This is a genomic window from Bacillus sp. (in: firmicutes), assembly GCF_031983925.1.
GTDB classification, from domain to species: Bacteria; Bacillota; Bacilli; order Bacillales; family Bacillaceae_G; genus Bacillus_A; species Bacillus_A pacificus.
This window is the reverse complement of record NZ_DALYZR010000005.1, coordinates 116,237-142,504: the sequence shown is the minus strand read 5'-3', so window position 1 is coordinate 142,504 and position 26,268 is coordinate 116,237. Positions and strand designations below refer to the sequence as shown.

21 protein-coding genes are annotated in these 26,268 nt (G+C 35.9%); 13 read left to right on the top strand and 8 right to left on the bottom strand.

The window, feature by feature from the left end; genetic code table 11:
* Nucleotides 1-212 precede the first annotated feature (212 nt).
* Genes RTP99_RS17410 through RTP99_RS17400 form a run of 3 tightly spaced genes read left to right on the top strand, consistent with a single transcriptional unit; the run spans nucleotide 213 to nucleotide 2,464 of the window.
* Nucleotides 213-1,016: an amino acid ABC transporter substrate-binding protein gene (locus tag RTP99_RS17410; RefSeq protein WP_312366649.1), complete on the top strand. Its 804-nt coding sequence runs from the start codon at nucleotides 213-215 to the stop codon at nucleotides 1,014-1,016.
* Nucleotides 1,003-1,701: an amino acid ABC transporter permease gene (locus tag RTP99_RS17405; protein ID WP_014893277.1), complete on the top strand. Its 699-nt coding sequence runs from the start codon at nucleotides 1,003-1,005 to the stop codon at nucleotides 1,699-1,701. Before RTP99_RS17410 ends, RTP99_RS17405 begins: the two co-directional genes overlap by 14 nt.
* 28 nt (nucleotides 1,702-1,729) lie before the next feature.
* Nucleotides 1,730-2,464: an amino acid ABC transporter ATP-binding protein gene (locus tag RTP99_RS17400; RefSeq protein WP_000623600.1), complete on the top strand. Its 735-nt coding sequence runs from the start codon at nucleotides 1,730-1,732 to the stop codon at nucleotides 2,462-2,464.
* A 51-nt stretch (nucleotides 2,465-2,515) separates the two neighbouring features.
* On the opposite strand, the gene sasP is transcribed toward RTP99_RS17400, so the two are convergent.
* The gene (sasP, locus tag RTP99_RS17395) at nucleotides 2,516-2,719 is read right to left on the bottom strand and encodes a small acid-soluble spore protein, SasP family (RefSeq protein WP_000013338.1); all 204 of its coding nucleotides are present in this window, start codon (nucleotides 2,717-2,719) and stop codon (nucleotides 2,516-2,518) included.
* Between the two features lie 355 nt (nucleotides 2,720-3,074).
* On the opposite strand from sasP, the gene RTP99_RS17390 reads away from it, so the two are divergent.
* Complete coding sequence (locus RTP99_RS17390) at nucleotides 3,075-3,320, top strand: hypothetical protein (RefSeq protein ID WP_000510468.1); 246 nt, start codon at nucleotides 3,075-3,077, stop codon at nucleotides 3,318-3,320.
* 16 nt (nucleotides 3,321-3,336) lie between these two features.
* Here RTP99_RS17390 and RTP99_RS17385 read toward each other — a convergent pair whose 3' ends face one another.
* Nucleotides 3,337-4,797, bottom strand: a complete 1,461-nt coding sequence (locus RTP99_RS17385) for a YheC/YheD family endospore coat-associated protein (RefSeq protein ID WP_000658080.1) — start codon at nucleotides 4,795-4,797, stop codon at nucleotides 3,337-3,339.
* Between the two features lie 20 nt (nucleotides 4,798-4,817).
* Nucleotides 4,818-5,870 carry a YheC/YheD family protein gene (locus RTP99_RS17380; protein ID WP_000242720.1) on the bottom strand — a complete coding sequence of 351 codons (1,053 nt, stop codon included), beginning with the start codon at nucleotides 5,868-5,870 and terminating at the stop codon, nucleotides 4,818-4,820.
* Between the two features lie 134 nt (nucleotides 5,871-6,004).
* Here RTP99_RS17380 and RTP99_RS17375 point away from each other — a divergent pair, with 134 nt between their 5' ends.
* The gene (locus tag RTP99_RS17375) at nucleotides 6,005-7,141 is read left to right on the top strand and encodes a DUF445 domain-containing protein (protein WP_116733330.1); all 1,137 of its coding nucleotides are present in this window, start codon (nucleotides 6,005-6,007) and stop codon (nucleotides 7,139-7,141) included.
* Between the two features lie 142 nt (nucleotides 7,142-7,283).
* Nucleotides 7,284-7,640, top strand: a complete 357-nt coding sequence (locus RTP99_RS17370) for a YlbF/YmcA family competence regulator (RefSeq protein ID WP_000164605.1) — start codon at nucleotides 7,284-7,286, stop codon at nucleotides 7,638-7,640.
* 40 nt (nucleotides 7,641-7,680) lie between these two features.
* On the opposite strand, the gene RTP99_RS17365 is transcribed toward RTP99_RS17370, so the two are convergent.
* Together RTP99_RS17365 and RTP99_RS17360 are read right to left on the bottom strand one after the other, a co-directional pair.
* The gene (locus RTP99_RS17365) at nucleotides 7,681-8,301 is read right to left on the bottom strand and encodes an NDxxF motif lipoprotein (RefSeq protein WP_000760458.1); all 621 of its coding nucleotides are present in this window, start codon (nucleotides 8,299-8,301) and stop codon (nucleotides 7,681-7,683) included.
* 17 nt (nucleotides 8,302-8,318) lie between these two features.
* Nucleotides 8,319-8,879, bottom strand: a complete 561-nt coding sequence (locus RTP99_RS17360) for a DUF1700 domain-containing protein (RefSeq protein ID WP_001042961.1) — start codon at nucleotides 8,877-8,879, stop codon at nucleotides 8,319-8,321.
* A 388-nt stretch (nucleotides 8,880-9,267) separates the two neighbouring features.
* On the opposite strand from RTP99_RS17360, the gene alsS reads away from it, so the two are divergent.
* Both alsS and alsD read left to right on the top strand, forming a co-directional pair.
* The gene (gene alsS / locus RTP99_RS17355) at nucleotides 9,268-10,956 is read left to right on the top strand and encodes an acetolactate synthase AlsS (RefSeq protein WP_000103516.1); all 1,689 of its coding nucleotides are present in this window, start codon (nucleotides 9,268-9,270) and stop codon (nucleotides 10,954-10,956) included.
* 16 nt (nucleotides 10,957-10,972) lie between these two features.
* Nucleotides 10,973-11,731, top strand: coding sequence for an alpha-acetolactate decarboxylase (gene alsD, locus RTP99_RS17350; protein ID WP_000215033.1), 759 nt, complete (start codon nucleotides 10,973-10,975; stop codon nucleotides 11,729-11,731).
* 36 nt (nucleotides 11,732-11,767) lie between these two features.
* On the opposite strand, the gene RTP99_RS17345 is transcribed toward alsD, so the two are convergent.
* Together RTP99_RS17345 and RTP99_RS17340 are read right to left on the bottom strand one after the other, a co-directional pair.
* On the bottom strand, nucleotides 11,768-12,124 hold the full coding sequence (locus RTP99_RS17345) for a hypothetical protein (protein WP_001214378.1): 357 nt from the start codon (nucleotides 12,122-12,124) through the stop codon (nucleotides 11,768-11,770).
* Between the two features lie 21 nt (nucleotides 12,125-12,145).
* Entirely contained in the window at nucleotides 12,146-12,763 is a 618-nt protein-coding gene (locus RTP99_RS17340; protein ID WP_001148789.1) for a DNA-3-methyladenine glycosylase, read from the bottom strand.
* Nucleotides 12,764-12,897: 134 nt separating this feature from the next.
* On the opposite strand from RTP99_RS17340, the gene RTP99_RS17335 reads away from it, so the two are divergent.
* The gene (locus tag RTP99_RS17335) at nucleotides 12,898-13,770 is read left to right on the top strand and encodes a Cof-type HAD-IIB family hydrolase (protein WP_000640423.1); all 873 of its coding nucleotides are present in this window, start codon (nucleotides 12,898-12,900) and stop codon (nucleotides 13,768-13,770) included.
* Nucleotides 13,771-14,155: 385 nt separating this feature from the next.
* Nucleotides 14,156-18,682: a SpaA isopeptide-forming pilin-related protein gene (locus RTP99_RS17330; RefSeq protein ID WP_225991146.1), complete on the top strand. Its 4,527-nt coding sequence runs from the start codon at nucleotides 14,156-14,158 to the stop codon at nucleotides 18,680-18,682.
* Between the two features lie 57 nt (nucleotides 18,683-18,739).
* Here RTP99_RS17330 and RTP99_RS17325 read toward each other — a convergent pair whose 3' ends face one another.
* Nucleotides 18,740-20,479 carry an S-layer homology domain-containing protein gene (locus tag RTP99_RS17325; RefSeq protein ID WP_000728367.1) on the bottom strand — a complete coding sequence of 580 codons (1,740 nt, stop codon included), beginning with the start codon at nucleotides 20,477-20,479 and terminating at the stop codon, nucleotides 18,740-18,742.
* Between the two features lie 257 nt (nucleotides 20,480-20,736).
* On the opposite strand from RTP99_RS17325, the gene RTP99_RS17320 reads away from it, so the two are divergent.
* From RTP99_RS17320 to RTP99_RS17310, 3 genes are all read left to right on the top strand, one after another.
* Nucleotides 20,737-22,227: a coproporphyrinogen III oxidase gene (locus RTP99_RS17320; protein WP_001998823.1), complete on the top strand. Its 1,491-nt coding sequence runs from the start codon at nucleotides 20,737-20,739 to the stop codon at nucleotides 22,225-22,227.
* Between the two features lie 273 nt (nucleotides 22,228-22,500).
* The gene (locus tag RTP99_RS17315) at nucleotides 22,501-24,057 is read left to right on the top strand and encodes a fatty acid--CoA ligase (RefSeq protein ID WP_000281997.1); all 1,557 of its coding nucleotides are present in this window, start codon (nucleotides 22,501-22,503) and stop codon (nucleotides 24,055-24,057) included.
* Nucleotides 24,058-24,670: 613 nt separating this feature from the next.
* Nucleotides 24,671-26,268: Cna B-type domain-containing protein (locus RTP99_RS17310; protein WP_396161192.1), on the top strand; the 1,598-nt coding region annotated here is incomplete at its 3' end.

Genomic DNA, 26,268 nt, shown 5'->3' with positions numbered 1-26,268 from the left:
AAATAAGAAGTATTATTTTACCTTTCGTACAATAAATGCTATATTAAAAAATGTTACTTATTTTTTGTATGTGGTGTTATTTTTCCCTTTTGTTTGATTATGAAGAAAAAGGATAAACTAAATAAGAACATTTTCATTGAAAAATTGTTCAAGATTGCATACAATCAATATAGTTTTTAAATTCCTATCAGAATACTTGGAGGATTATCATCATGAAAAAATTATTTTCAGTACTTGCAGTAACTACATTAGCAATCGGGATTGTAGCGGGCTGCGGTAAAGAAGAAAAAAAAGATACAGCTAGTCAAGACGCGTTACAAAAGATTAAACAAAGCGGTGAACTTGTAATTGGTACAGAAGGTACATATCCACCATTTACGTTCCACGATTCAAGTAATAAATTAACTGGATTTGACGTTGAATTAGCAGAAGAAGTTGCAAAACGTTTAGGCGTAAAACCTGTATTTAAAGAAACGCAATGGGATAGCTTACTTGCTGGTTTAGATGCAAAGCGTTTCGATATGGTTGCAAACGAAGTTGGTATTCGTGAAGACCGTCAAAAGAAATATGACTTCTCTAAACCGTATGTTTCATCTTCAGCGGCATTAGTTATTGCAAAAGATAAAGATAAAGATAAACCTGCTACATTTGCTGATGTAAAAGGATTAAAAGGAGCACAATCTTTAACAAGTAACTATGCAGATATTGCTAAGAAAAATGGTGCGGAAATCGTTGGTGTAGAAGGATTTAGCCAAGCGGCAGAATTATTAGCTTCAGGACGCGTGGATTTTACAATTAATGATAAATTATCAGTGTTAAACTATTTAGAAACGAAAAAAGATGCAAAAATTAAAATTGTAGATACAGAAAAAGAAGCTTCAGAAAGTGGATTTTTATTCCGTAAAGGTAGCACTAAGCTTGTACAAGAAGTAGATAAAGCGTTAGAAGATATGAAAAAAGATGGTACGTATGACAAAATAGCGAAAAAATGGTTCGGTGAAAATGTATCTAAGTAGTGCATTAGTTTCAGATCGATTGTCTACTTGGATGGATATTATGCAGTCTTCCTTCATGCCTATGCTGAAGGAAGCTGTTTTTACGACAATTCCATTAACGCTAATTACATTTATTATCGGCCTTATACTTGCGACGTTAACGGCGCTTGCACGTATTTCAGGTAGTCGTATTTTACAATGGATTGCTCGTATCTATGTATCTATCATTCGCGGAACGCCACTTCTTGTACAGTTATTTATTATTTTCTATGGTCTTCCAACTCTTAATATTGAAGTTGAGCCATATACAGCAGCAGTTGTTGGATTTTCATTAAATGTTGGTGCGTATGCATCTGAAATTATTCGTGCTTCGATCCTTTCCATTCCGAAAGGGCAGTGGGAAGCAGCTTACACAATTGGGATGACGTACCCACAAGCGTTAAAACGTGTTATTTTACCGCAAGCGACGCGCGTATCAATCCCGCCGCTTTCGAATACATTTATTAGCTTAGTGAAGGATACTTCATTAGCATCGTTAATTTTAGTAACAGAAATGTTCCGAAAAGCGCAGGAAATTGCGGCAATGAACTATGAGTTTTTAATTGTTTATTTCGAAGCAGGTCTTATTTATTGGGTTATTTGTTTCTTATTATCAATCGTACAACAGATGTTAGAAAAGCGTTCAGAACGCTACACATTAAAATAATCCTTTTACAAAAGGAGTTTTTGTTTTTATGATTTCAATTCAGCACTTACAAAAAAGTTTCGGAGATAATACCGTACTAAAGCATATAGATTTAACAGTTGAGAAGGGCGAAGTTGTTGTTATTATCGGACCGTCTGGATCTGGTAAAACGACATTCTTACGTTGTCTTAACGTGTTAGAAACGCCAAACGCTGGTCATATTCGTATCGGTAATAAAGAACTCGACTTCTCTCAAAAAGTAACGAAGAAAGATATTGTCAATCTTCGTACGCAAACAGGTATGGTATTCCAGCACCATAATCTATTCCCGCATTTAACAGCACTTCAAAATGTAATGGAAGGGCTCGTTACAGTGAAAAAGATGGGGAAAGAAGAAGCGAAGAAAAAAGCAAACTATTTCCTTGAAAAAGTTGGTCTTGCGGATAAAGTAGACTTATATCCGTTCCAACTATCAGGCGGACAACAACAGCGCGTTGGAATTGCTCGCGCGCTTGCGATGGAGCCGGAAGTGTTACTATTTGATGAGCCGACGTCAGCACTTGATCCTGAACTCGTTCAAGAAGTTCTGAAAGTAATGAAAGAACTTGCTAAAGAAGGCATGACGATGGTCATTGTAACGCACGAAATGCGCTTTGCGCATCAAATTGCAAACCGCGTTATTTTCATGGATGGCGGTGTCGTTGTCGAACAAGGTACACCAGAAGATGTATTTACAAATCCAAAAGAAGAACGTACGAAGAAGTTTTTACAAATGTTGCAATAAATGAAGGAAGGTCTCAAGGCATATGCCTTGAGACCTTTTTGCCATATATATTTATTTGTGGAATCCGCCAAGGCTTTGCTCAGCCATTGCAACTAGACGTTTTGTGATTTCGCCACCAACAGAACCGTTAGCACGAGCTGTAGAATCTGCTCCTAATTGTACACCAAATTCTTGAGCGATTTCGTACTTCATTTGGTCGATTGCAGCTGTTGCTCCTGGTACTACTAATTGATTTGAAGAATTTTGGTTTGCCATAGGAATATATCCTCCTTAGAGTTATAAAAATTTTTTGGTTGGACTAGCTGGAGTTGAACCAGATTGTCGCCCCATTTGGCGCTAATCCATCGGTAATTAAGTTTGTACTCATAGTATGGATGTTACCTAGAAAGATATACGAAATAATAATTTGTAAATTTTGTAAAAAAATCTTAGTGATTTCGTAAATTATGAAATAAGAGTAATCGTTTTATTTTTTAGAAAGAAGGTAAAACTAAGAGCGATATAAAATATATTTTTCTTTTTGTATCCTGCTATTTTGAGGAGAATGTAAGTAAGAATGGGGCAAGCTGCTCCTATACGTAGCTAGATACAATTATATGGAGGAATCGTGATGGGAATTTGTCCGCTTTGTAACGCATTAGAATCACAAACATATTCTTGTCAAAATTGCCAAAGTATACTCCAAGATTATGGGAAGGCTGTAGATTACATAGACGATTATAGTGCGTATATGGACCAAGAATTATTGAGTGCAGTAGATGGATTAACACATAATAATTCAAATGAATATTGCAATCATATTTTTTATTGCGGAGTATGTAATGTGGAAACAGAGGTTGTCGTAAAACTTGTGTAAATAGAAAACTTCCACCTTATGAATGGGGTGGAAGTTTTTGTTTTTGTATTTGTGAGTGAATCATAGGGGACGGGATATGCTCGTTGTTTGAGGAAGTCTCTGATTTTATTTGAGACATTTTTTCTTTTGTATCGCGCAAAGAATGTTCAGTTAAGTAGATGGCATATTCGTAAAATAATTGGCGCGTTAGTTCACTCTGTTCTTTTAACTTGGCATCTTGGAATACAGTTCGCCCTGGTTTAGAGTTTGCTTCAAAGAGCCACGGGTTTTCCTGCGTGTCTAAACCGATATCAAAACCGATTTCTCCAATATTTCCAGTTACTTGTTCATCGAGCGCGTAACTAATTTGTAAGGCGGTATGTTTTAACTTATTTTCAATTTGAATTTGTTTCGTTGAATCTGGAAAAAGTTCTTGTAGCAATTTCGTATCGCCACCGCTATTTACATGCGTTGTTAAGCTACCTTTGCCAGCAATTTTTGCGACGATTGCACTGACCATCCATTGGCCGAAATGATTTTTATTTGTATGAATGCGGAAATCAACAGGTTGCCCATCGAAGCGTAGCAAGGAGATACCTTGTTGTACGATAAACTTTTTTAAATCATGTCCTTTTAACACATGGTTCAGAAGTGTTTCTAATGATTGGTACTTTCTTAGTTTATTTTCTTCATTTTCGCGATAACGACAGTAGTAGCAATTCTCTGTTTGGGAATAAAATATTTGATGAATGTTTCTACCGAAGCTACCATGAACCGGTTTCATGTAAATGGATTTATACGTTCCGAGAAATCGTTCCACTTGTTCGAAGTGCTGAAATGTTTCTGTGTTTGGTAATAACGGCATAATGGATTCATCTTTCATAAGAAGTTGATGCACTTCCCATTTATTAAAAAAACCTGGATTAAACCATGGAATCGCATAGTCATGCTCTAACTTTCTTTTTGCTCTTACAATCGGTTTATAACTTTCGGCTTTCCGATTTGGTAATCGATCGTAAATGACATTCGGTAAAGGGACTTTTTTCTTTATCCACTTTTCCTCTTGAAAGAAATACCCTTCAATTGTTTCGTCTTCCCAGTCTATATGTTGCACACCAAAAACGAATACAAATGGTCGTAAGGTGAATGGTGGCGTTAGTAACTCGCCAAGAGAAATTGAACGGTTCCCTAAAGGATTAGAAGCGCCATCGTTAAAACCAGTTGTGAAAATCCCGATTAATGGTCCGAAAATAATCGTTTGGTTTTGTGTGAATGCATGGATAGTAGTGGAATGAGGAAGTAAAAGTTTCTCTGCAATTTGTTTTCCAATAATGATTTCGCGAGTAAAGGAATAATGAATTTTTACCTCTTCACTTGCAACATGGCGTAGGCCGAAGGAAAGGGATGTAATTGGTGGTGTGATGGAAAAAATATAAGGTAAAGTAATACTATTTGGATGCTCATCTGAAATATTTAATGTATATATGTGCTCTTTCAAAATAGACTTACCCCCTTTCTTTATGGTGTAAAGCGACTAAATTGTAATGGTCCGTGATATATTTTTTCGGCTAATGAATCACTATGGCGAATGTAATGTTCGTACGGGGGAATCGTGTTGACATACATAAGCCAAATTGCCCCTTTTTGATCCATAATAGTGGAAAGCTCTAGCTCGAATAACGAAGAATAAGATTGATCTAGTGTTTGAAATACTTCATTTATAATGTCTTGTAAAGCGTCCTGTAATAATTGTACACCGGTACTAGATAGTACGTATTTAATTTTTGAAAATGCATGCAGAGAGGAATCATCGGTTACCGAAAGTAAAAGTTGATTCGGAAATGAACTTTTTTGTATAAACTGACCGATAACGTTCCACTTCTGTTCTTTATTTTTTTGTAAAATGGTCCGAATATGGAGCGGGTATGTTAATTGATTTGGTGGTTGCAGCATTATATGGGTGATGTAACGTGCTGATCGTATATTAGATTTGTACCAAGAAATAAATTCATCGGTCCGTTTAATGGGAGTAGAAATATGATAGGCATCATTTATCGTATCAATATGAAATGTTTTATTTTTATAAACGATCCGGTACAGACTTTCATTGGAATGTGCGTTAGTAGGACGTATAATAATATCTTTTGTTTTTAATAACAGTTTGAAAACGTTGTGTATCGTTGCTATTTCAAATTTTGGTATATAAGGTGATAATTTTTTATTCGTGAGAAATACATCATGTAGTTCGCTTAAGTCAATGAGTGTGTTATTTAAAAAGGTAGTGGAAGGACGGTTGTGTAGTGAGTGAATAATTGATTTTGCCTTGTCGAAGTCCGTTTCCTCGTTAAAAGAAGAACGATCATATATATAAGAAGGAATAGGGAATGTTTGCTCTTTCCATTTTCCTGTATCTGTATCATAAATCAGACCAGAAATAAGATCTGTTTTAGGATCAATACAAAATGGCGTAAACTGTGCAACGACATTATGATAAAGCCGAGCGCGTTTAGCGATTTCGGTGTAATACGCTTGCTCATAATGAGGCTGAGAAGTTAAAATACCGAGAACCAACGAAATCACTCCTTTACTAACAAAATGTTGACATAATAGGCGAAGCTATATATTGCAAATACGTTTTTATACCATTATACTTTTGTCCGTATGATGATATGCTATAGTTTTGGAGAAGCGAAAGGTTGATTGTAATGAATATATGGTTAAGTATGTTAACGACGACAGGGCTCGGAGCAATTATTGGAGGGTTCACAAATCATTTAGCAATAAAAATGTTATTTCGTCCTCATCGCCCTATGTATATTGGGAAGTTTCAAGTGCCATTTACACCAGGATTAATTCCGAAGCGCCGTGATGAGCTTGCTGTTCAATTAGGGAAAATGGTTGTAGAGCATTTGTTAACGCCGGAAGGAATCGGAAAGAAGTTAACGAATGAAGAGTTTCAAAAAGGTTTAATCCACTGGGCACAAGTAGAAGTGGATAAAGTAATGACGAATGAACAATCACTGCGAAATATGTTAGAAAAATGGAACGTAGCGCATGTAGAAAAAGAAGTAACTGAGAAAATCGAACAGGTAATTACAGAAAAGATTCAGGCATTTTTAGAAGAGTACTATACATATACATGGGAACAAGCTTTACCTCATTCTGTTCACGAGAAAATAGAGAGTGCGATTCCAAATGTTTCGGCATTTATTTTAGGGCGAGCAACTCAGTTTTTTGAGAGTGAAGAAGGGAAAACACGTCTTTCAAAAATGATTGATGATTTCTTTGCTTCTCGCGGGACATTGCTTAATTTAGTCGGAATGTTTTTAGGGAATGTAAGTGTAGTGGATCGTGTGCAGCCAGAAGTCATTAAGTTTTTAGGGCAAGATGGCACAAAGCAGCTTTTAACTGATGTACTGCAAAAAGAGTGGGAAAAGTTAAAAGGAAGAGATGTAAAAGAAGTAGAAACGTTTGTAGAAAAAGAAATGATTGTAAGCTCCATATTGTCTGCAGTTAAAGTGGAGGAAACAGTGAGTAAGTTTTTAAATCAATCTGTGCAGCAAGTATGTGAACCGGTTCGAGAAACAATGATAGAAAAGGTAGTCCCGAGTGCAGTAACGAAAGTCTTGAAGTGGGGAGCAAAAAACGTAGAAAGTATACTAAATAAGCTCCACTTGGCGGAAATTGTCCAGCAAGAGGTATCTACATTTTCAACGGAGAGACTAGAAGATTTAGTGCTGTCCATTACAAAAAATGAACTAAAAATGATTACGTATTTAGGTGCCTTATTAGGCGGTATGATTGGAATTGTGCAAGGATTATTACTGTTGTTTCTTAAATAATAAGATATGTACATACAAATAAAAGTGAAATTTCTTCACATCTCTTGCATAGTTTGATATGGTAAGAAGAGGTGCGTATGTAAATGCACGTAAAAGGCAGTGCGTATGATAAGCGCTAGCCTTCTAAAGGAGGAAAAATAAAATGACAAAAAACATTCATGATGTAGCATATGAATTACAAAAAGCAATCGCTGAAAACGATGACTTCAAAACGTTAAAAGAGAGCTACGCAGCAGTTCAAGCTGATGCTGCTTCAAAGAACTTATTCGATGAGTTCCGTACAATGCAACTTAGCCTACAACAAAAAATGATGCAAGGCCAAGAAATCACTGAAGAAGACAACCAACAAGCACAAGAAGTTGTAGCTCGCATTCAACAAGATGCTAAAATCACAAAGTTAATGGAAACTGAGCAACGCCTAAACGTTGTAATCGGCGACGTTAACAAAATTATCATGAAGCCACTTGAAGAGTTATATAGCGCGCAACAACAAGCGTAATGAGAGAAGACGCCCCTTGGATGGGCGTCTTTTTTGTTTGTTATTTGTGGAAATACTCCGTCTCAATCTCCTTCTTCTTCAAAAACTTTTCAATTTCTTTTTGCTTCCTACCATTCACTTTCTCAAAGCGTTTTGTAAAAGAAAAATCAGTCTTGAACAAGTTGCCATCTTCAGCAAGTTTGTCTAATTCTTGCTCTAGTTCTACTGAAAGTGCCGTAGACGATGAAATATATTCATGAATTTCCTTCGAAGGCTGTTTGTAATCAGCAGGAATCGTATTGTTACTAATAAAATGATGGAAGTTCGCATCGTTTTGTTGAGCTAAATCTATTAGTTTTTGTAATTTCTCTCGGTCGGATTCAGTAACCTTCTCGTCAGACATGGCTGACGAAAGTGGAACGATGTTTTCGTATAACTCCCAGCTATAATCTATATAATTTTTTATATTTCGTTTCATCTCGTCTTCATTAATCGTTTCATTCTTTTTTGAAGAAGTGAATATCGTTTCTGGAATTTTAACCGTAACATCTTTAATAGATTGTACATCGTCTAATTTATTATATCGTGTATCATTTGCTTCATTAGATTGTGTATCGTGTGAACAAGCTGGTAGCAATAAAATTGTAAGTGACATGAGTGGGTATAACATATACTTTTTCATCTTAATCTCCTTTTGCATTAGTGTCTTTGTAAAATAGCTATATTCCATTTCAAATACTTTACTAAAAGTGCATATAGATGTTTGATCATTTGATAACTTATGACGGATATGAGTAAACCGAAGCAAAAAGCGATAAACACATTATAAACATCGGAGTAACTAATTTGATGAAACCCTTTAAAAAATCCTAACCCTATTAATAAAATAGGTGAAATGATTAATACTGGAGTAGCAATGATAAGTGCTAGAATAATCGGTAATAAAAAGAGTAGTACGAAAAAGGCGATAAAGATAAAGGCAAAGTTTAAAACACTTAAGCTCATAACAGAAAATAGTGCAGTTATCATATTTTTGAAGCTGCGTTTCTTGTCAGCATTGCTTATTGCATAGGAAACATTCAGTTCTTTCGCGATCGTTTTAGGGTTTCCTAGTTTTCTAGCAATTTCTTCTTCACATTTTCCGTCTTGTTTACCACTAATAAAATGAGTTTCGTACTCTAAAATAATATCTTTCTTTTCTTCATTAGGCATATTTCGCAGGGAAGAACTAAGTTGTTCTAAAAATTCACTTTTGTTCATAATAATCACTTTCCTTTATAGAATGATGAATGAAAGCTGAGAATCGTATCTTTTGAAAAGGGGGCTGCGAATTACAATTAATGGGTATTCCATTATTTACAAATATATCATTTAGTATTATTCTTTGCAAGGTACTGATATTTTTTTAATACTGTGATGAGGTGGAGGTTTTTTCAGCTTTTTTCGAGGAGATATAAAAATATTATTTTAGGATAAGTAAAGGATTGTAAGCGCATTCTCTAGTTGTTGTCAAAATAATGTCAAATTCATATTGTTGGAAAAATAATGAATTTGTAATATAATGATAAATGATAATTCACCACGTTAATTAACTAGGTGAAATTAAAAATCTTTATTACACAAATTATGAAACAAAGGAATGATTAGTTTGAGTACAGGTGTAAAAGCAAACGACGTGAAGACAAAAACAAAAGGAGCAGATCTTGTTGTTGATTGTTTAATTAAACAAGGTGTTACACATGTTTTCGGTATTCCAGGAGCAAAGATTGACTCTGTATTTGATGTACTGCAAGAAAGAGGACCAGAGTTAATTGTTTGTCGTCATGAACAAAATGCAGCATTTATGGCAGCTGCGATTGGTAGATTAACAGGAAAACCGGGCGTATGTCTTGTAACTTCAGGACCAGGGACATCAAATTTAGCGACAGGTCTTGTTACTGCGAATGCGGAGAGTGATCCCGTTGTTGCTTTAGCTGGTGCTGTTCCACGTACAGATCGATTAAAACGTACGCACCAATCTATGGATAATGCTGCACTATTCGAACCAATCACAAAATATAGCGTAGAAGTAGAGCATCCTGATAATGTGCCAGAAGCATTATCAAATGCATTCCGAAGCGCGACTTCCACAAATCCAGGAGCTACTCTAGTAAGTCTGCCGCAAGACGTTATGACCGCGGAAACGACTGTAGAGTCTATCGGTGCGCTTTCTAAGCCACAGCTTGGAATCGCTCCCACACATGATATTACATACGTAGTAGAAAAAATAAAAGCAGCGAAATTACCGGTTATTTTACTCGGTATGAGAGCAAGCACAAATGAAGTGACGAAAGCCGTTCGTGAATTAATTGCGGATACAGAACTTCCTGTCGTTGAAACATATCAAGCAGCTGGTGCGATTTCACGTGAGTTAGAAGATCATTTCTTCGGCCGCGTTGGACTATTCCGTAACCAACCAGGTGATATTTTACTAGAAGAAGCAGACCTTGTTATTTCTATCGGTTATGACCCAATTGAGTATGATCCGAAATTCTGGAATAAACTTGGAGACAGAACGATTATTCATCTTGATGACCATCAAGCAGATATCGACCATGATTACCAACCAGAGCGTGAATTAATTGGTGATATCGCTTTAACTGTAAATAGCATCGCGGAGAAATTACCGAGACTTGTATTAAGTACGAAATCAGAAGCGGTGTTAGAACAATTACGCGAGAAATTATCAGAACAAGCAGAAATTCCAAATCGTCCTTCAGAAGGTGTTACGCATCCACTTCAAGTCATTCGTACACTTCGTTCTTTAATTAGTGACGACACAACCGTTACATGTGACATCGGTTCCCATTCTATTTGGATGGCGAGATGTTTCCGTTCTTATGAACCACGTAGATTATTATTTAGTAACGGTATGCAGACGTTAGGTGTTGCACTTCCTTGGGCAATTGCTGCTACTTTAGTAGAACCAGGTAAAAAAGTAGTTTCCGTATCAGGTGACGGTGGTTTCTTATTCTCAGCGATGGAGTTAGAAACGGCGGTACGTTTAAATTCTCCAATCGTCCATCTTGTTTGGAGAGACGGCACATATGATATGGTTGCATTCCAACAAATGATGAAATACGGCAGAACATCCGCTACAGAGTTTGGCGATGTTGATCTTGTGAAATATGCGGAAAGTTTCGGGGCGTTAGGTCTTCGTGTTAACACGCCTGATGAATTAGAAGGTGTATTAAAAGAAGCACTAGCAGCAGACGGCCCTGTCATTATTGATATTCCAATCGATTACCGTGATAACATTAAATTAAGCGAAAAATTATTACCAAACCAATTAAACTAATGGAGGCAGATTTGAGATGACGGTTGCGCAATTAATTGATATTGATGCAAAAAGAACGAAAATGAGTAACGAAGTATATCAAACATCTACAATGCTTGCGCTATTAGATGGTATATATGATGGTGTGATTAGCTTTGAGGAACTAAAAGAACATGGTGATTTCGGTATCGGCACATTTGATCAATTAGATGGTGAAATGATTGCGTTTGATAACGAATTTTATCATTTACGTTCAGACGGTTCAGCAGAAAAAGTAGAGCCAGAAGAAACAACACCGTTTGCGACTGTAACGTTTTTTGAAAAAGAAATGAGTTATACGATAGAGCGTCCGATGAATCGAGAAGAAGTGGAAGCATTATTACATGAATTAATGCCGAGTAAAAACTTATTTTATGGTATTCGAATGGATGGTATGTTCCGCGAAGTAAGAACGAGAACTGTTCCAAAACAAGAAAAACCGTATACACCGCTCGTTGAAGTGACGAAATCACAACCAATCTTCTCATTTGAAAATACAGAAGGTACGCTTGCTGGATTTTGGACGCCAGATTATGCGCAAGGTATTGGTGTAGCTGGATTCCATTTACATTACATTGATGATGAAAGAAGCGGAGGCGGACATGTTTTCGACTATGTTGTTGAAAACTGTACAATCCAAATTTGTCAAAAAGCTCATATGCATTTAGCACTTCCAGAAACAGCTGACTTTATGGCGGCTGAATTATCAAGAGAAAACTTAGAGGATAATATTGCGACTGCGGAAGGTGCGGAGTAAAAAGAGAAGCCGATTCGGCTTCTCTTTTATTTTGGGTTACTCCCGATATGTGGAACAATGCTCATCAGAAATAGAATAGTTCTCTTTATCAGTTAAGGCTGATACTTCTACTAATTGATGCCCAAGTCCATCCCATACGGTAACAGTATATAAGGAGGGCCATTTAATATTCCCACGAGCTAGTCGGAAAGAATAATAATCGTTGTCTGTTGTTACTAAAATTTTGTTATAAATAATATTTTTCGTTTTTCTATTTTGCAAAATAAGAACAAAGTCTAGTTTATCTTCTTCTTTTGGAATTTGTAGTATTCTTGCTACAAACATTCCATTTGGATTTTTCTTCGTTTTATATACTTTTTCTAATTCTATTTTTAGTTCAGGTTTACCCCTCATAGTCTCTCCCTTTACATATGTTTATTTCTTTGAAACAAACGGATGTCCCTCATAATAAAAACGCCACGGATAATGTACAGCTTCTTCTGCATAGTCGATATTAATACGAGGACCTGCTGTTATTTTATATTGTGATGATATGTGTTCTTCTTCTCGGACGAGTTCAATATGTAATGTGTCACTTTGTAATGAGACGCCTCGTTCTTCTAAAGTAATTCCGAGTGCACGGCATAGTTTGCCAGGTCCGTTCGTTAAATTTTTATACTGCGCCTTTGTAATGTCGGTTTTGTTGTAGCGCGCTAGTTTTATTTCTTCAATCCCGTCTACCGGTTCCAGGGCTCGAATGAGCACTCCTTGTGGGGTACCAACTGGCGCTGTAATGACGTTAAAACAATGATACATACCATAAATCAAATATACGTAAGCATGTCCCGGTGCACCAAACATGACTTCTGTACGGTCCGTTCGTCTACCTCCGTAACTATGTGCTGCTTTATCATCGGGACCTTTGTATGCTTCTACTTCAACAATGATTCCACTTCGCTTTATTCCGTCTACAATATGAACAAGTTTCTGTCCGAGTAATTTTTTTGCGACTTCTAACGTATCGCCTTCATAAAAGGAAGGAGGTGCCTGCATTGTACTATCTCCTTTACTGAGTGTATATGTATATAGTAAACCAAATTTTCAGTAGAAATTCTAACTCGTTCTATTTGCTACATTTATTTCATAAATTATGGATAGAGTACAACAGCGAAGAGGGGGAGTGCGACATGATTTATCGCTTACTAGCTCTTAACATAGATGGGACACTACTATACAACAACGGAAAAATTGCAAAAGGATTACGTGAAACAATTGAATTTGTGAAAAGAAAAGACGTATATGTTACATTATTTACGAGCCGTAATTTTCAATCTGCTCATAAAGTAGCAAAGGCGTTAAAATTAGATTCTATATTAGTGACACATGGTGGTGCTTTCGTTTCAGCAACGTTAGATAAGCCGTACGTTCAAAGAAGGTTATCGGAAGAGAAGACGTTTAACATTGTGCAAGTATTGGAGCACTTTGATTGTAACGTCCGTATCTCTCATGAACGGTTTTCAATTGGAAATCGTGAGAGAAATACACCAAATTTAATTGCGCGTACTGTGTTATCAAGTGCTGATCCGTTATTTTATCCAGTTCAATTTGTAGATTCGTTAGGTGATGCGCTTCGTGATCATCCAGTAGCGGCGCCAAAAATTGATGTTCTTTTCCAAACGAAAGGTGAAAAAGAAAGAGGGCTAAATACATTAAGAAAAGCGTTTCAAGATATAGAGTACATTGAGTGTGATTCAAAACGAATAGAAATTTTGCCGCAAAATGTATCAAAATTACGCGGATTACAATTGCTTGGAGAGCATTTGAATATTTCGCTAAACGAAATGGTTGCCATTGGAGATAGCTTGGAAGATTTAGAGATCATTGAAAATGTGGGTCTCGGGGTAGCGATGGGGAACGCGCCTGTAGAGGTAAAACAAGCAGCCGACTGGATTACACGTTCAAATAGTGAGAACGGCGTAGAGTATATGATTAAAGAACATTTCCGCAAACAATTCCCGCTTCCGTTTTTGAAGAATCATAAAAATACACCGAAACGATGAAAGAAAAACGTAGCTTTTGAGCTACGTTTTTTTTGTTGAACGTATTAAAAGGAATGAAAACGTTTTAGATTATGAATTGTTTATGAAATCTATACAATTCACTTGAATACTCTGAGAAACTATTGTAGAGTGAATGATGTTGCCAAAATAGTTACACCATATGAAATATTCTCCAGGTTAATTTTGTTGAGCTCCATATGTAAAAAATACTTCCGCATGATAGTTTCGTTTACGTATTATTTCAAAAATGAATTGTAGTAATTTTATTAAGCAGTTGTAGAGTTTCTTGTTTTTATTTAAATGGATGATTTTAGGTAATTGTGAGTAAGGCTGGGTACATATGAAAGATGCTTTTTGTTTGGTTTTAGGAAGTTTAAAAGGGGGAATGAATTTCTTGAGGAAATCATTTAATCAAAAAATAAAAAAATTAAGTAGTAGTTTTATAGTTGTATTACTAGTATGTATGAATTTTTTAATCCATTTACCGTATAAAGCAGAAGCAGCTACAACAGAATTAAAAGGTTTAGGTGATGTATCTTATTACAATGCAATCATTTTTGGAGATCATAGTGCAACGAGTGCGGATATTGAGGGTGCGATGGCTGTTCAAAAAAATATGAATGCATCAAGTTATACAGTCGTAGCGGCTGCAACGGGAGCGAATAATTTAGCTGGAGCGACATGGGTAGATGAAGGATATCCGTCATTATTACTAGGTGGTCAATTTACGAAGGCGGGGACAGGACAAGTAATTATCCAAGATGGAACAGTGGCTATGACAAAAGATGGTGACCCAGAAGGTGCAATGAAATCATCATATGACCGTATCTCTTATAAAGAGCAAGCAGAGATTGATGCTAAATTTAAAGAGTTTAGAAAAGACATTAATAGTGTAATTGAGGATGCGGGTCAATTACATACTGATAAACCAAAACCGGGTATGACCTTTGGAATCGGTGAAGATGTAAAGAATTCTAATATTTACGTTTCTTCAGGATTAAAAGGGCAAGAACCATTCAATGTAAAGGATGTTTATCTTCCAAATGTAAATAACAAAGATTTTATTGTTATTCATTCAGATGCAGAAGAAGTTAATTTTGGTGGCGGTGCAATCCTGTATGATACAACAGATAAGGGCGGGTTCACATTAGTTAATACATCTCAAGCATATGACCCTAATTCCTTTTTTACTGAGTTAGCTAGTAAAGTCATTTGGGTGTTCCCTAATGCTAAAAAGATAACAACTAAAGGATATGGTGTAGTAGGAAGTGTATTTGCGCCTAATGCAGTTGTAGAGACAAAGGGTGGATCTATTAACGGACAAGCCTTTGTTGGTGGATTACACCAAAGAGATGGATTTGAGGTTCATAATTTTAAATTTAACTGGCCAAAGTGGAAAAAGCCGGCAGCTGAAAAAGGAAATTTACAGATTAAAAAAGTTGATGAAAACGATGAAAACATTGTTTTAAAAGACGCAAAATTTGATGTTATAGACAAAGATAATAATGTTGTGGCTACTGTTACAACAAACGAAAAAGGTATTGCGGAAGTTAAAGATTTACCATTTGGTGATTATTTTGTAAAAGAAATTAGTGCACCAGAAGGATATATAAAAGTTGATACACCAGTAAAAGTAACAATTGATAATACAAACATAATTGAATTTGTTATGAAGAATACGAAAAAAGTAGAAAATGGTCAATTTAAATTATTGAAAAAAGATAGTGAATCTGGTCAACTTCTGCCAGGTGCAAAATTTGATGTTATCGATAAAGATGGGAAAGTTGTGGAAACAATTGTTACAGATGATAAAGGTGAAGCCTTATCGAAACAACTTCCAGTTGGAAGCTATACATTAAAAGAAGTAGAAGCACCGAAAGGATATGAATTATCATCTAGTTCAGTTTCTGTTGATGTAGAGGTTAATAAAGTAGTAACTGTAGATGTGGTGAATAAAAAGATCCCCGAAAAAGTAACAGGTCAATTTGAAATCGTGAAAGTAGATGCGGAAGATAAAACGAAAGTATTATCAGATGCAGAATTTGAAGTGTATAAAGATGGTAAAAAAGTAGATACGTTACGAACAGATAAAACTGGTAAAGTAGTTTCTCAGAAATTAGAACCAGGAAAGTACACATTAAAAGAAACGAAAGCACCACAAGGATATAAATTGCTAAAAGAAGAAATTGAAGTCGTTGTGGAAGCAAACAAAGTAGTACAAGTACAAGTAGAAAACGCAAAAGAACTAGGAAGCTTACAAGTAACCAAAAAGGATGCAGAGAGTGGAAAAGTTCTAGAAGGCGCAGAATTTAGACTAAAGAACGAAAACGGTCAAGTAGTTGGAGAAACGAAAACAACGAATAAAGACGGCGTTGTGAAATTCGAAAACTTAGTGCCAGGAAAGTATACGTTAGAAGAAACGAAAGCACCGGAAGGCTACAAAGCAGTAGAAGTAACAGTAGAAGTAAACGTAGTAGCGAATGAAGTAGTAAAACAAGAAGTTATGAACGAAAAGTTAACAGGTCAATTTGAAATCGTAAAAGTGGATGCAGAAGATAAAGCGAAAGTATTATCAGATGCAGAATTTGAAGTGTACAAAGATGGTAAAAAAGTAGAGACGTTACGAACAGATAAAACTGGTAAAGTAATCTCTCAGAAATTAGAACCAGGAACATACACATTAAAAGAAACGAAAGCACCACAAGGGTATAAATTGCTGAAAGAAGAAATTGAAGTCGTTGTGGAAGCAAACAAAGTAGTGCAAGTACAAGTAGAAAATGCAAAAGAACTAGGAAGCTTACAAGTAATCAAAAAGGATGCAGAGAGCGGAAAAGTTCTAGAGGGTGCAGAATTTAAGCTGAAAAATGAAACTGGTCAAGTAGTTGGAGAAACGAAAACAACGAATAAAGACGGTGTTGTGAAATTCGAAAACTTAGTGCCAGGAAAGTATACGTTAGAAGAAACGAAAGCGCCAGAAGGTTATAAAGCAGTCGAAGTAACAGTCGAAGTAAACGTAGTAGCAAATGAAGTAGTAAAACAAGAAGTTATGAATGAAAAAGTAACAGGTCAATTTGAGATTATAAAAGTAGATGCGAATGATAAAGCGAAAGTATTATCAGATGCAGAATTTACAGTATATAAAGATGGTAAAAAGGTAGCGGAACTGAAAACAGATGAGAGTGGAAAAGTGATGTCACCAAAATTACCATTAGGTGAATATACAGTGAAAGAAACGAAAGCACCAGAAGGTTACAAGCTTTCAAATAAAGAATGGAAAGTAACAATACAAAACGAGAAAGAAGTAGTAAAAGTAGAGGCGGAAAACGAAAGAATCTTAGGTTCTCTACAAATTATTAAGACGGATGATAAAGATCAAGCGAAACGTTTATCGGGCGCAGAATTCACATTGAAAGATGCGCAAGGGAATGTTGTAAAAGAAGGAATTACAACAGATAAGTCTGGAATTGTTAAAGTAGATGGACTAGTGCCTGGTGAATATACGTTAGAAGAAACAAAAGCGCCAGAAGGTTATGAGTTAACAAAACAAGTAATTCATGTAACAGTTGACGGTGAAAAAATTGTTGATGTAAAAGTAACGAATAGTAAGAGTCTTGGTCAATTCGAAATCGTAAAAGTAGATGCAGAAGATAAAGCGAAAGTATTATCAGACGCAGAATTCGAAGTGTATAAAGATGGTAAAAAAGTAGAGACATTACGAACAGATAAAACAGGTAAAGTAATCTCTCAGAAATTAGAACCAGGAACATACACATTAAAAGAAACGAAAGCACCACAAGGGTATAAATTGCTGAAAGAAGAAATTGAAGTCGTTGTGGAAGCAAACAAAGTAGTGCAAGTACAAGTAGAAAATGCAAAAGAACTAGGAAGCTTACAAGTAATCAAAAAGGATGCAGAGAGCGGAAAAGTTCTAGAGGGTGCAGAATTTAAGCTGAAAAATGAAACTGGTCAAGTAGTTGGAGAAACGAAAACAACGAATAAAGACGGTGTTGTGAAATTCGAAAACTTAGTGCCAGGAAAGTATACGTTAGAAGAAACGAAAGCACCGGAAGGTTATAAAGCGTTAGAAGTGACGGTAGAAGTAAATGTTGTTGCAAATACAGTAATAAAGCAAGAAGTATTAAATGAAAAAGTGAAAGAAAAAATTAAAGGTCAAGTAGAAATTACAAAGGTAGATGCTACTGATACAAATAAAAAATTAGCAGGCGCAGTGTTTGAAATTTTGAAAGATGGAACAAAAATAGACACATTAACAACAGATAAAAATGGTAAAGCAACTTCGAAAGAACTAGAGCCAGGAGATTATATTTTAAAAGAAGTTCAAGCGCCAGAAGGTTATGAGTTATCTGATAAGGGAATTGAATTTACGATTTCTAATCAAAAAATTGAAGTAGTAAAACTTCAAATTACAAATGAAAAAGAAACAAGCAAAGGTCCAGAGAATCCAGGTGGAGAAACAGAAACACCAGGTGGAGAAACAGAAACACCAGGTGGAGAAACAGAAACACCAGGCGAAGAAACAGAGAAACCAGGTGAAGAAACAGAAAAGCCAGGTGAGGAAACAGAAAAGCCAGGCGAAGAGACAGGAAAACCGGGTGAAGAAACAGAGAAACCAGGTGAAGAGACAGGAAAACCGGGTGAAGAAACAGAGAAGCCAGGTGAAGAGACAGGAACATCAGGTGAAGAAACAGAGAAGCCAGGTGGAGAGACAGGAACACCAAGTGAAGGAATGGAAAACGTAGATAAAGAAAAACCTACCTTACCAGAAAAAGGACAAGGTGCGTCTCATGCACAACTTCCAGCTACAGGACATGATATGAATTATCTACCATTCATTGGTTTTGCTCTTGTTTTATTAGGAATACGTCTTAGATTTATGATTAAAAATAGTTAATAGTTTTATAAAAGGCATAAGAGAAATGTTATCTCTTATGCCTTTTAGTTTTGTTGTTTAAGCTTCAATAACCTTAAGCATTCGATTTAAAAATGCGGCTGCTTCAGCACGTGTTGCTGTGCCTTTTGGTACGAATTCATTTCGTTCGTTACCTTTTACGATTCCGTATGCGTAAACATTTTGTAATGCCTTTTTATCGTATGCTAAATCTTGGTCAGTGAATGGTAATTTCACTTCTTTTCTATAAATCCAGTTATATTCTAATGCACGGTCAATCATAATAACAGCTTCATCACGCTTTATTGTAGCGGTTGGATCAAATTTATTATTCCCACGGCCACTAATGATACCTGCGCTAGCAGCACGATTAATTCCATCTACTAAAGATGGGTGTGCTTCGTTTAAGTCTGTAAATTTAGCGTTTCCAGCAGGTAAATTTAAAGCTCGCGACATTAAATTTGCAAACTCAGCTCGTGTCACGAGGCGGTTTGGCCAGTAAGAACCATTGCCGTCACCGAACATGATTTTTCTAGCAGCTAATTGACGAATGTCTTGCTCATACCAACCACCTGTAATGTCGTCTTTTTCATGAGGGACTTCTGGCGGCGGCATAACATCTTTACGATGTTCATTATAGTAAGCGTTCGTGCCCTTTAAGAAAGCATCCCATTGTCCGCGCTGAATCATAAATGCAGGGCAGTTTTTTCCGCTCCAAAATTGATGCTTTTGAACGTGATCTAGAGATATGTTTAATTCATTCATTAAAAAAGCAGCTAACTTGCGCGCATTTTCTACCGCTTTCGTATAATTTCCATCACTATTCACAGCAATTTCAATTCCGATAGATTCATAGTTTCCAGTTTTATTTCCGGCATGCCACCCAACTTCATTTAGCGGAAGATGTTGATAAATTTCTTTGTCATCTACTGTAAAATGCCAAGACGCTGAACGATCAGTATTTCCGCGAGCTTGATTATCTAAGTACTTCGCATGGTTTAAAGCGTTCGCACCTTTACTTGTATTAGCAGTTTCATGAATTGTAATGTATTTCGGTTCCATTGCGTAGCCAGGACGAATATTTTCATTCCCTTTTGGAACAATCATTTCTTTAAATGTAACACCATAAACGTTATTTGTAGGTAAATGAGATGGTGTTTTGAAGAAAGTTGCGCTTCTCTTTTCGACAGCACTTGTTTTTTCAAATAATGATGCTTTCGTACCGTCGAATGTAGCTGAAGGAGCATAAATCCATTTCTCAGTTCCGTTCATTTGAATGTTAAACCAATTCCCAGCTTGTTCAGTAGGAGTTACTGTTTGTGGCTGTAATTTCGTTTCTTCTTTAAACGATTGGAAAGGGAAGGAATATACTGATGCTTCTTCTGTTACAATTAGTTTTTGATTCGAGAGTTTATGAATCTCTTGTACTTCTAAACTATTATTTCCCTTATTAACCCAGCCAGCACCAGATGTAGTTTGAACGTAATAGGCATTATTTTTTTTCTTTGTTGCCTTTACTACTGGTTCAGTAATTTCAATATTTGTTTTCGTTTTTAAGTCATTTGAATCGTATAGTGGAAGTTTTGTTGATAAGTGGAGAAGATATTCACCTGAGATTTCAAGGTCGTTTTCTTCGTCATGTCTATGCTGTTTTGCATGTTCTTCAATGCTTTTTAAAGCTTGCTCATCCGTAGACAATTCCGCAGTTTTCTCTATGCTTTCCGCGAATGAATGGATAGGTGCTACAAACGTTTGTAATGCTAAAGATAGTGCTAAAATATTGTAAAGCTTTTTTTTCATAGTTGTTTTAACACGTGATAGTCTTTATGTCGTGTTAAGAGTCCTCCTTTATATGTATTTAAATTAGTAGCAAGTACTAATACGTTCTAGATTGTAACAAGAGTATATTCTAATGTCTATACAACTAGAGAAAGTTCATTAAAAATCAATATTCAGTTTGTTTTAAATAGGATATGAAAATAAGGTAAAACCTTCTGTATTGACCTGCAAACGCCCTTCAAGTAAACTAAAGAGAGTTTGCAAATGAAAAGGTGATAATGTTGTTAATTTCAATTAAAACGTTACAAGATGATCGTTTTTTACGTCCGCTACAAAATATTGGCGGCTTATTTTTTGAAGATAGTACGATTGGATTTGAACAAGAGGAAGCAAATCTTATCGTTGATATACACATTGAAGAGAATGTGAAAGCATCAGCTCGTTTAACAGATGTTGCGACTGGAAATGTGTATGAAGAAACATTCGCAAAAGATTTATCTGCTTTTACAGATGAAAAAGAGCGTATGAAGCAAGTGAAGCACGTTGTTTCTTATGTATATCTTTCTGTTCTTCAGCAGTTAACTGGTATTGAACAAAGCTGGGGTATTTTAACTGGAGTTCGTCCAACGAAACTTCTTCATAAAATGCTTCAAAATGGTATGTCAAAAGAAGAAGCACACCAAGAACTTCGTGAAAGTTATTTAATTCATGAAGAGAAAATTGAACTTCTTCAACGTATCGTTGATTGTCAATTAGCGGTAGTTCCGGATTTATATCGTTTGAAAGAGGAAGTAAGTATTTATATCGGTATTCCATTCTGCCCAACAAAATGTGCATATTGTACATTCCCGGCGTATGCAATTAACGGACGCCAAGGTTCTGTTGATTCATTCTTAGGTGGTTTACATTATGAAGTTCGTGAAATTGGTAAGTTTTTAAAAGAAAAAGGTGTAAAAGTTACAACGATTTATTACGGCGGCGGTACACCGACAAGTATTACAGCAGAAGAGATGGATATGCTGTATGAAGAAATGTATGAAGCGTTCCCAGATGTGAAAAATGTGCGTGAAGTAACAGTTGAGGCAGGTCGCCCAGATACAATTACGCCAGCGAAGCTAGAAGTGTTAAATAAATGGAACATTGACCGTATTAGTATTAATCCGCAGTCATACCACCAAGAAACATTAAAAGCAATTGGACGTCATCATACTGTAGAAGAAACAATTGAGAAGTATCATTTAGCTCGTGAAATGGGAATGAACAATATTAATATGGATTTAATTATTGGTCTTCCTGGTGAAGGGTTAGATATTTTCAAGCACACGTTAGATGAAACAGAAAAGTTAATGCCAGAGTCATTAACAGTTCATACGTTATCATTTAAACGTGCTTCTGAAATGACGCAAAACAAACGTAAATATAAAGTAGCAGGTCGCGAAGAAATTACAGCGATGATGCACGAAGCAGAAGAGTGGACGCAAAAGCATAATTACGTACCATATTACCTATATCGTCAAAAGAATATTTTAGGTAATTTAGAGAACGTTGGTTATGCAATGCCGACGCAAGAAAGTATTTACAACATTGTCATTATGGAAGAAGTACAATCAATTATCGGACTTGGTTGTGGTGCATCAAGTAAATTTGTTCACCCGAAAACGGGAGCAATTACGCACTTTGCGAATCCGAAAGATCCAAAATCATATAACGATGGCTTCGTAAAATATACAGAAGATAAACTGAAAATTTTAGAAGAGCTATTTGCATAAAAAGAAAGAGGTTATTCCGAGTCGGAATAACCTCTTTTTTTATTGTCAGTTTTTGTCGGTAAGTCGATATATTTGAAAAATCGCTGATATAATTCAAGTTGCGTCGATATATCCGGAAAATCGCCGATATAATTTCACTTACCGCCAAAAGCGGAACTGTTTGTAAAACTATGTCGATAATAATTAGAAAAATTAGTCAAATCATTAAAGGACAATGTCTACTTATGGACGAAATGATAGATTTATGAAAGAGAAAAGGGGGAAATTGTTGGCATGTACATGACGATAGGGAGAATTTTCGATTTATCTGTTGGTAAGTATCCGAATAAAGAGGCATTAGTGGAACCAGAAAAAAATATTCGCTGGACGTATAAACAGTGGGATGAGCAAATAAATAAAACGGCGCATGCTCTATTAGAAGAAGGGGTAAGAAAGGGCGATACGGTATCTGTTTACTTATATAATTGCCGTGAATTTGTAAACGTTTACTTAGCCTGTGCAAAAATTGGAGCGATCTTTAACCCGATCAATTTCCGCTTAAAAGCAAAAGAAGTATCTTATATTCTCCAGGACGCATCCTCGAAAGTAGTTGTTTTTGAAAAAGCAGTTGAGCCAACCGTGGCTATCATTGAACGAGATTTTCCGAATTCGTCTTTTTGGTATGTAGAAGACGATACACCTTCTTATGCTAGCTCCTACCATGAAAAAGTAAATGAAGCATCTTCCAAAAAAGTAGATATTGAAATTGGTGAAATGGATTATTGTTCTATGCTGTATACGAGCGGTACGACAGGTCATCCGAAAGGTGTATTACATCGTCATCGCGAAATGGCTGAGCATAGTATGATTTGTACGTATTTCCTAAAATATAATCGAGATAGTATTGGGCTTGTTGTAGCACCGTTATATCATTGCGGGGAGTTGAATGCTGGAATTATACCGCGCATTCAAGTTGGTGGAAAGAATGTTATTTTACATCATTTTGACACAGAAACAGTATTACATACAATTCAAGAAGAGAAGATTACGACGTTTTTTGCAGCGCCGACGATGTGGAATATGCTGTTGCAAAAAGATTTAGCGAAGTACGATTTAACTTCGATGAAGATTGGTATATATGGCGGGGCTGCGATGGCTCCAGCGTTAGTGAAGGAATGTAAAGAACGTCTTTATATTGATCTTGTACAAATTTATGGAATGACAGAAATGGGACCTGTTGTTGCGTTTCTCGTAGAAGAGGATCAAATTACGAAAGCAGGTTCAGCAGGAACACCGTGCTTTAGTCATGAAATTCGAATTGTGAAACCGAATGAAGATGTACCAGCAGAACCAGATGATGTATTGCCTCCTTATGAAGTAGGGGAGATTATTTTACGTGGTCCAACTATGATGGCTGGTTATCATAACCGAGAAGAGGCAAATGCAAAATCGATGTATAAAGGGTGGTATCACTCTGGTGATTTAGGTTACTTCGATAAAGACGGCTATTTATTCGTCGCAGATCGCGTGGATGATATGGTGATTAGTGGCGGCGTTAATATTTATCCACGTGAAATTGAAGATTTCCTTCATAGTCATCCTGGTATATTAGATGTTGCCGTGCTTGGTGAGCCGGATGAATTATGGGGAGAACGTGTTGTGGCAGTTGTTGTGAAGAAAGATGAAACAATTACAGAAGCTGATTTAGAAACGTATTGTAAAGAAAGTGATGAATTAGCAGATTATAAACGTCCACGTCATTATTTATTTGTGGATGAACTTCCTCGTAATGCAAGTGGGAAATTACAAAAATTTGTCCTGAGAGAGTCGTTGAAAGGCGCCAAAAAGTAAGCGGTAGAGCGGTTGTCTATACAGATAAAGCTACCTTTTCTAATACGAAAAGGTAGCTTTATTTTTTTTAAAACGATTAAAAAAATGGTATCTATCTTCTAGTTAAATTCTCTTTTATTATTATGTTAAAATACTTTTTATAGCATTGCGCTTTGATAAAAAATGCCGTATATTCCGTTTTAAATAAGGATTTAGTACAGTGTTTAGGTGAGTTTTATAGATGTTGAAATAATAATTTTAGTAAGAGTGGAATAAAGCTATGAGAGGAGAATTATCGCTGAAAGATAAAGAAAGTCAGTCGTCAGATGACCTCATGAATAAAATGGTCATTTAGTATATTTTGGCAGCATGAATATAGTAACAAATTAATATGTAAATGAACAGTCTTGTAATGTATTTTTATTGGGACTAGTATTTATTGTTGGCTGCCCGAAAAAAGTAAAAATAACGCAATATAAGTTAATGAATTGTGCTGTTTATTACTTTATGTGTAGAACTAACGATGGTTTGATGCTGCAAATAATCTTTAGTCCGTACCCCCTTAGTTTAAGGGGTATTTTGGGTGGAATGGGTCTCATGGCAAAAAAGATTAACAATTAATATTGGAGGTTTTATGAGTAAATATTTAAAAAGAATATCTGTGATTTGTTTTATTTTTACGGTTCTTATTGGACAAATTTTTATGCCTATTATAGGGCATGCTCAAGAATTAAATACGACAGGATTTGTGGATAGTTTTTCATTTGAAAAGACGAAATTAAATTATGGAGAAAAGAATACGATACATGTAAACTTTAGTGAAAAGCCTGGAAAGAAGATGAAATCTGGGGATACATTAACGTTAGCACTTCCACCAGAATTAAAAGGTTATAGTGGCACAATTCCATTAAAGGATGATTCAGGGCGTATTTTTGGTACGTGCCAGATTAATGCAAGTAATGTAGTTTGTACATTTAATGATACGGTAGAAAAGCTTGAAAATATTAGAGGGAACTTTAATTTCACTGTTCAAGGTACGAATGTTGAAGCCGGAAAGACGAAAGATGTACAAACGAATTTAGGGACAGATTTAGAAAAACAAATGGTAAGTATTACGCATCCAAAAGGAGAAGGTACAGAACCGGGGATCTTTTTCTATAAGTCTGGTGATATTCAGCCAGACAAAAGTAATGAAGTGCGTTGGTTTTTAAATATAAATTTAAAGAAACAATATTTACATGACAACATCGTTTTAAAAGATACGTTACAAGAAGGACAAACACTAAATAAAGATAGCTTTACCATCACTATCAATAATAAAGAATATTTGTCTCTTAAACAATTTCAAGACCGAGGTTATGGATACATTAAGCTTATTAGTGATAACTCATTTGAAGTTGTAATTTATAGGCATATGGCGAACGCTACGTCGTTTACCGTTTTCTATACATCAACGATTACTGATAGCGGGAAAAAGTTGAAATATCTACAGAATGACTACAAGCTTGATTATCAAATTTTATATGAGAAACCTAGTACTGAATCTAATAGTGTAAAGGTTGAAAATATATCATTTGGCGGCGGGGCTGAAGGGGTTTTACCTGCGAAAGGAACGCTGCAAATTGTAAAACATATTGAAGGAGACGAGAAAAAGTTTATTCCAGGTGTTTCTTTTAAATTGTTTACAGAGTCAGGACAGCAAATTGGTGATTCCTATACAACAAATCAAGACGGAATAGTTGAAGCACCAAACCTTACTCCAGGTAATTATTACGTACAAGAAATATCTGCTCCGAACTATGTAGAGTTTGATTCACAAGCGAAAATTCCTTTCACAATTAAGACGGATGCTACAAATGGAATAAAACTTATGGTTCCAAATAAGTTAAAAACTACATCTGTTGCAGGAACGAAAACGTGGGAAGGCGATAAAGTAAACGATCGCCCAAAAACGATTAAAGTAGATTTACTGCAAAATGGTAAAGTCATTGCAACGAAAGAAGTTACGGCAGAAAATGATTGGAAATATGAGTTTGGAAAGTTACCAGCAGTTGATAGTGAAGGAAAAGCTCATACATATGAAGTGAAAGAACAACCAGTATCAGGATATCAGTCGAAAGTGAACGGATATGATATAACAAATATAAAGATACAGGAAGCAATAGAAGTAGAAGAGCAAAATAAAGAAGAAACAACAGAAGAACTAGAAGACTTAGAAAAACCGGAAGAACC

Coding starts and splice junctions, on each gene's coding strand:
- RTP99_RS17365 (WP_000760458.1), bottom strand. CDS start 8,301: ATGAAAAAGTATATGTTATACCCACTCATGTCACTTACAATTTTATTG.
- RTP99_RS17375 (WP_116733330.1), top strand. CDS start 6,005: ATGAATATATGGTTAAGTATGTTAACGACGACAGGGCTCGGAGCAATT.
- RTP99_RS17315 (WP_000281997.1), top strand. CDS start 22,501: ATGTACATGACGATAGGGAGAATTTTCGATTTATCTGTTGGTAAGTAT.
- RTP99_RS17370 (WP_000164605.1), top strand. CDS start 7,284: ATGACAAAAAACATTCATGATGTAGCATATGAATTACAAAAAGCAATC.
- RTP99_RS17400 (WP_000623600.1), top strand. CDS start 1,730: ATGATTTCAATTCAGCACTTACAAAAAAGTTTCGGAGATAATACCGTA.
- RTP99_RS17325 (WP_000728367.1), bottom strand. CDS start 20,479: ATGAAAAAAAAGCTTTACAATATTTTAGCACTATCTTTAGCATTACAA.
- RTP99_RS17335 (WP_000640423.1), top strand. CDS start 12,898: ATGATTTATCGCTTACTAGCTCTTAACATAGATGGGACACTACTATAC.
- RTP99_RS17345 (WP_001214378.1), bottom strand. CDS start 12,124: ATGAGGGGTAAACCTGAACTAAAAATAGAATTAGAAAAAGTATATAAA.
- alsD (WP_000215033.1), top strand. CDS start 10,973: ATGACGGTTGCGCAATTAATTGATATTGATGCAAAAAGAACGAAAATG.
- RTP99_RS17410 (WP_312366649.1), top strand. CDS start 213: ATGAAAAAATTATTTTCAGTACTTGCAGTAACTACATTAGCAATCGGG.
- sasP (WP_000013338.1), bottom strand. CDS start 2,719: ATGGCAAACCAAAATTCTTCAAATCAATTAGTAGTACCAGGAGCAACA.
- RTP99_RS17360 (WP_001042961.1), bottom strand. CDS start 8,879: ATGAACAAAAGTGAATTTTTAGAACAACTTAGTTCTTCCCTGCGAAAT.
- RTP99_RS17340 (WP_001148789.1), bottom strand. CDS start 12,763: ATGCAGGCACCTCCTTCCTTTTATGAAGGCGATACGTTAGAAGTCGCA.
- RTP99_RS17405 (WP_014893277.1), top strand. CDS start 1,003: ATGTATCTAAGTAGTGCATTAGTTTCAGATCGATTGTCTACTTGGATG.
- RTP99_RS17390 (WP_000510468.1), top strand. CDS start 3,075: ATGGGAATTTGTCCGCTTTGTAACGCATTAGAATCACAAACATATTCT.
- RTP99_RS17320 (WP_001998823.1), top strand. CDS start 20,737: ATGTTGTTAATTTCAATTAAAACGTTACAAGATGATCGTTTTTTACGT.
- RTP99_RS17330 (WP_225991146.1), top strand. CDS start 14,156: ATGAATTTCTTGAGGAAATCATTTAATCAAAAAATAAAAAAATTAAGT.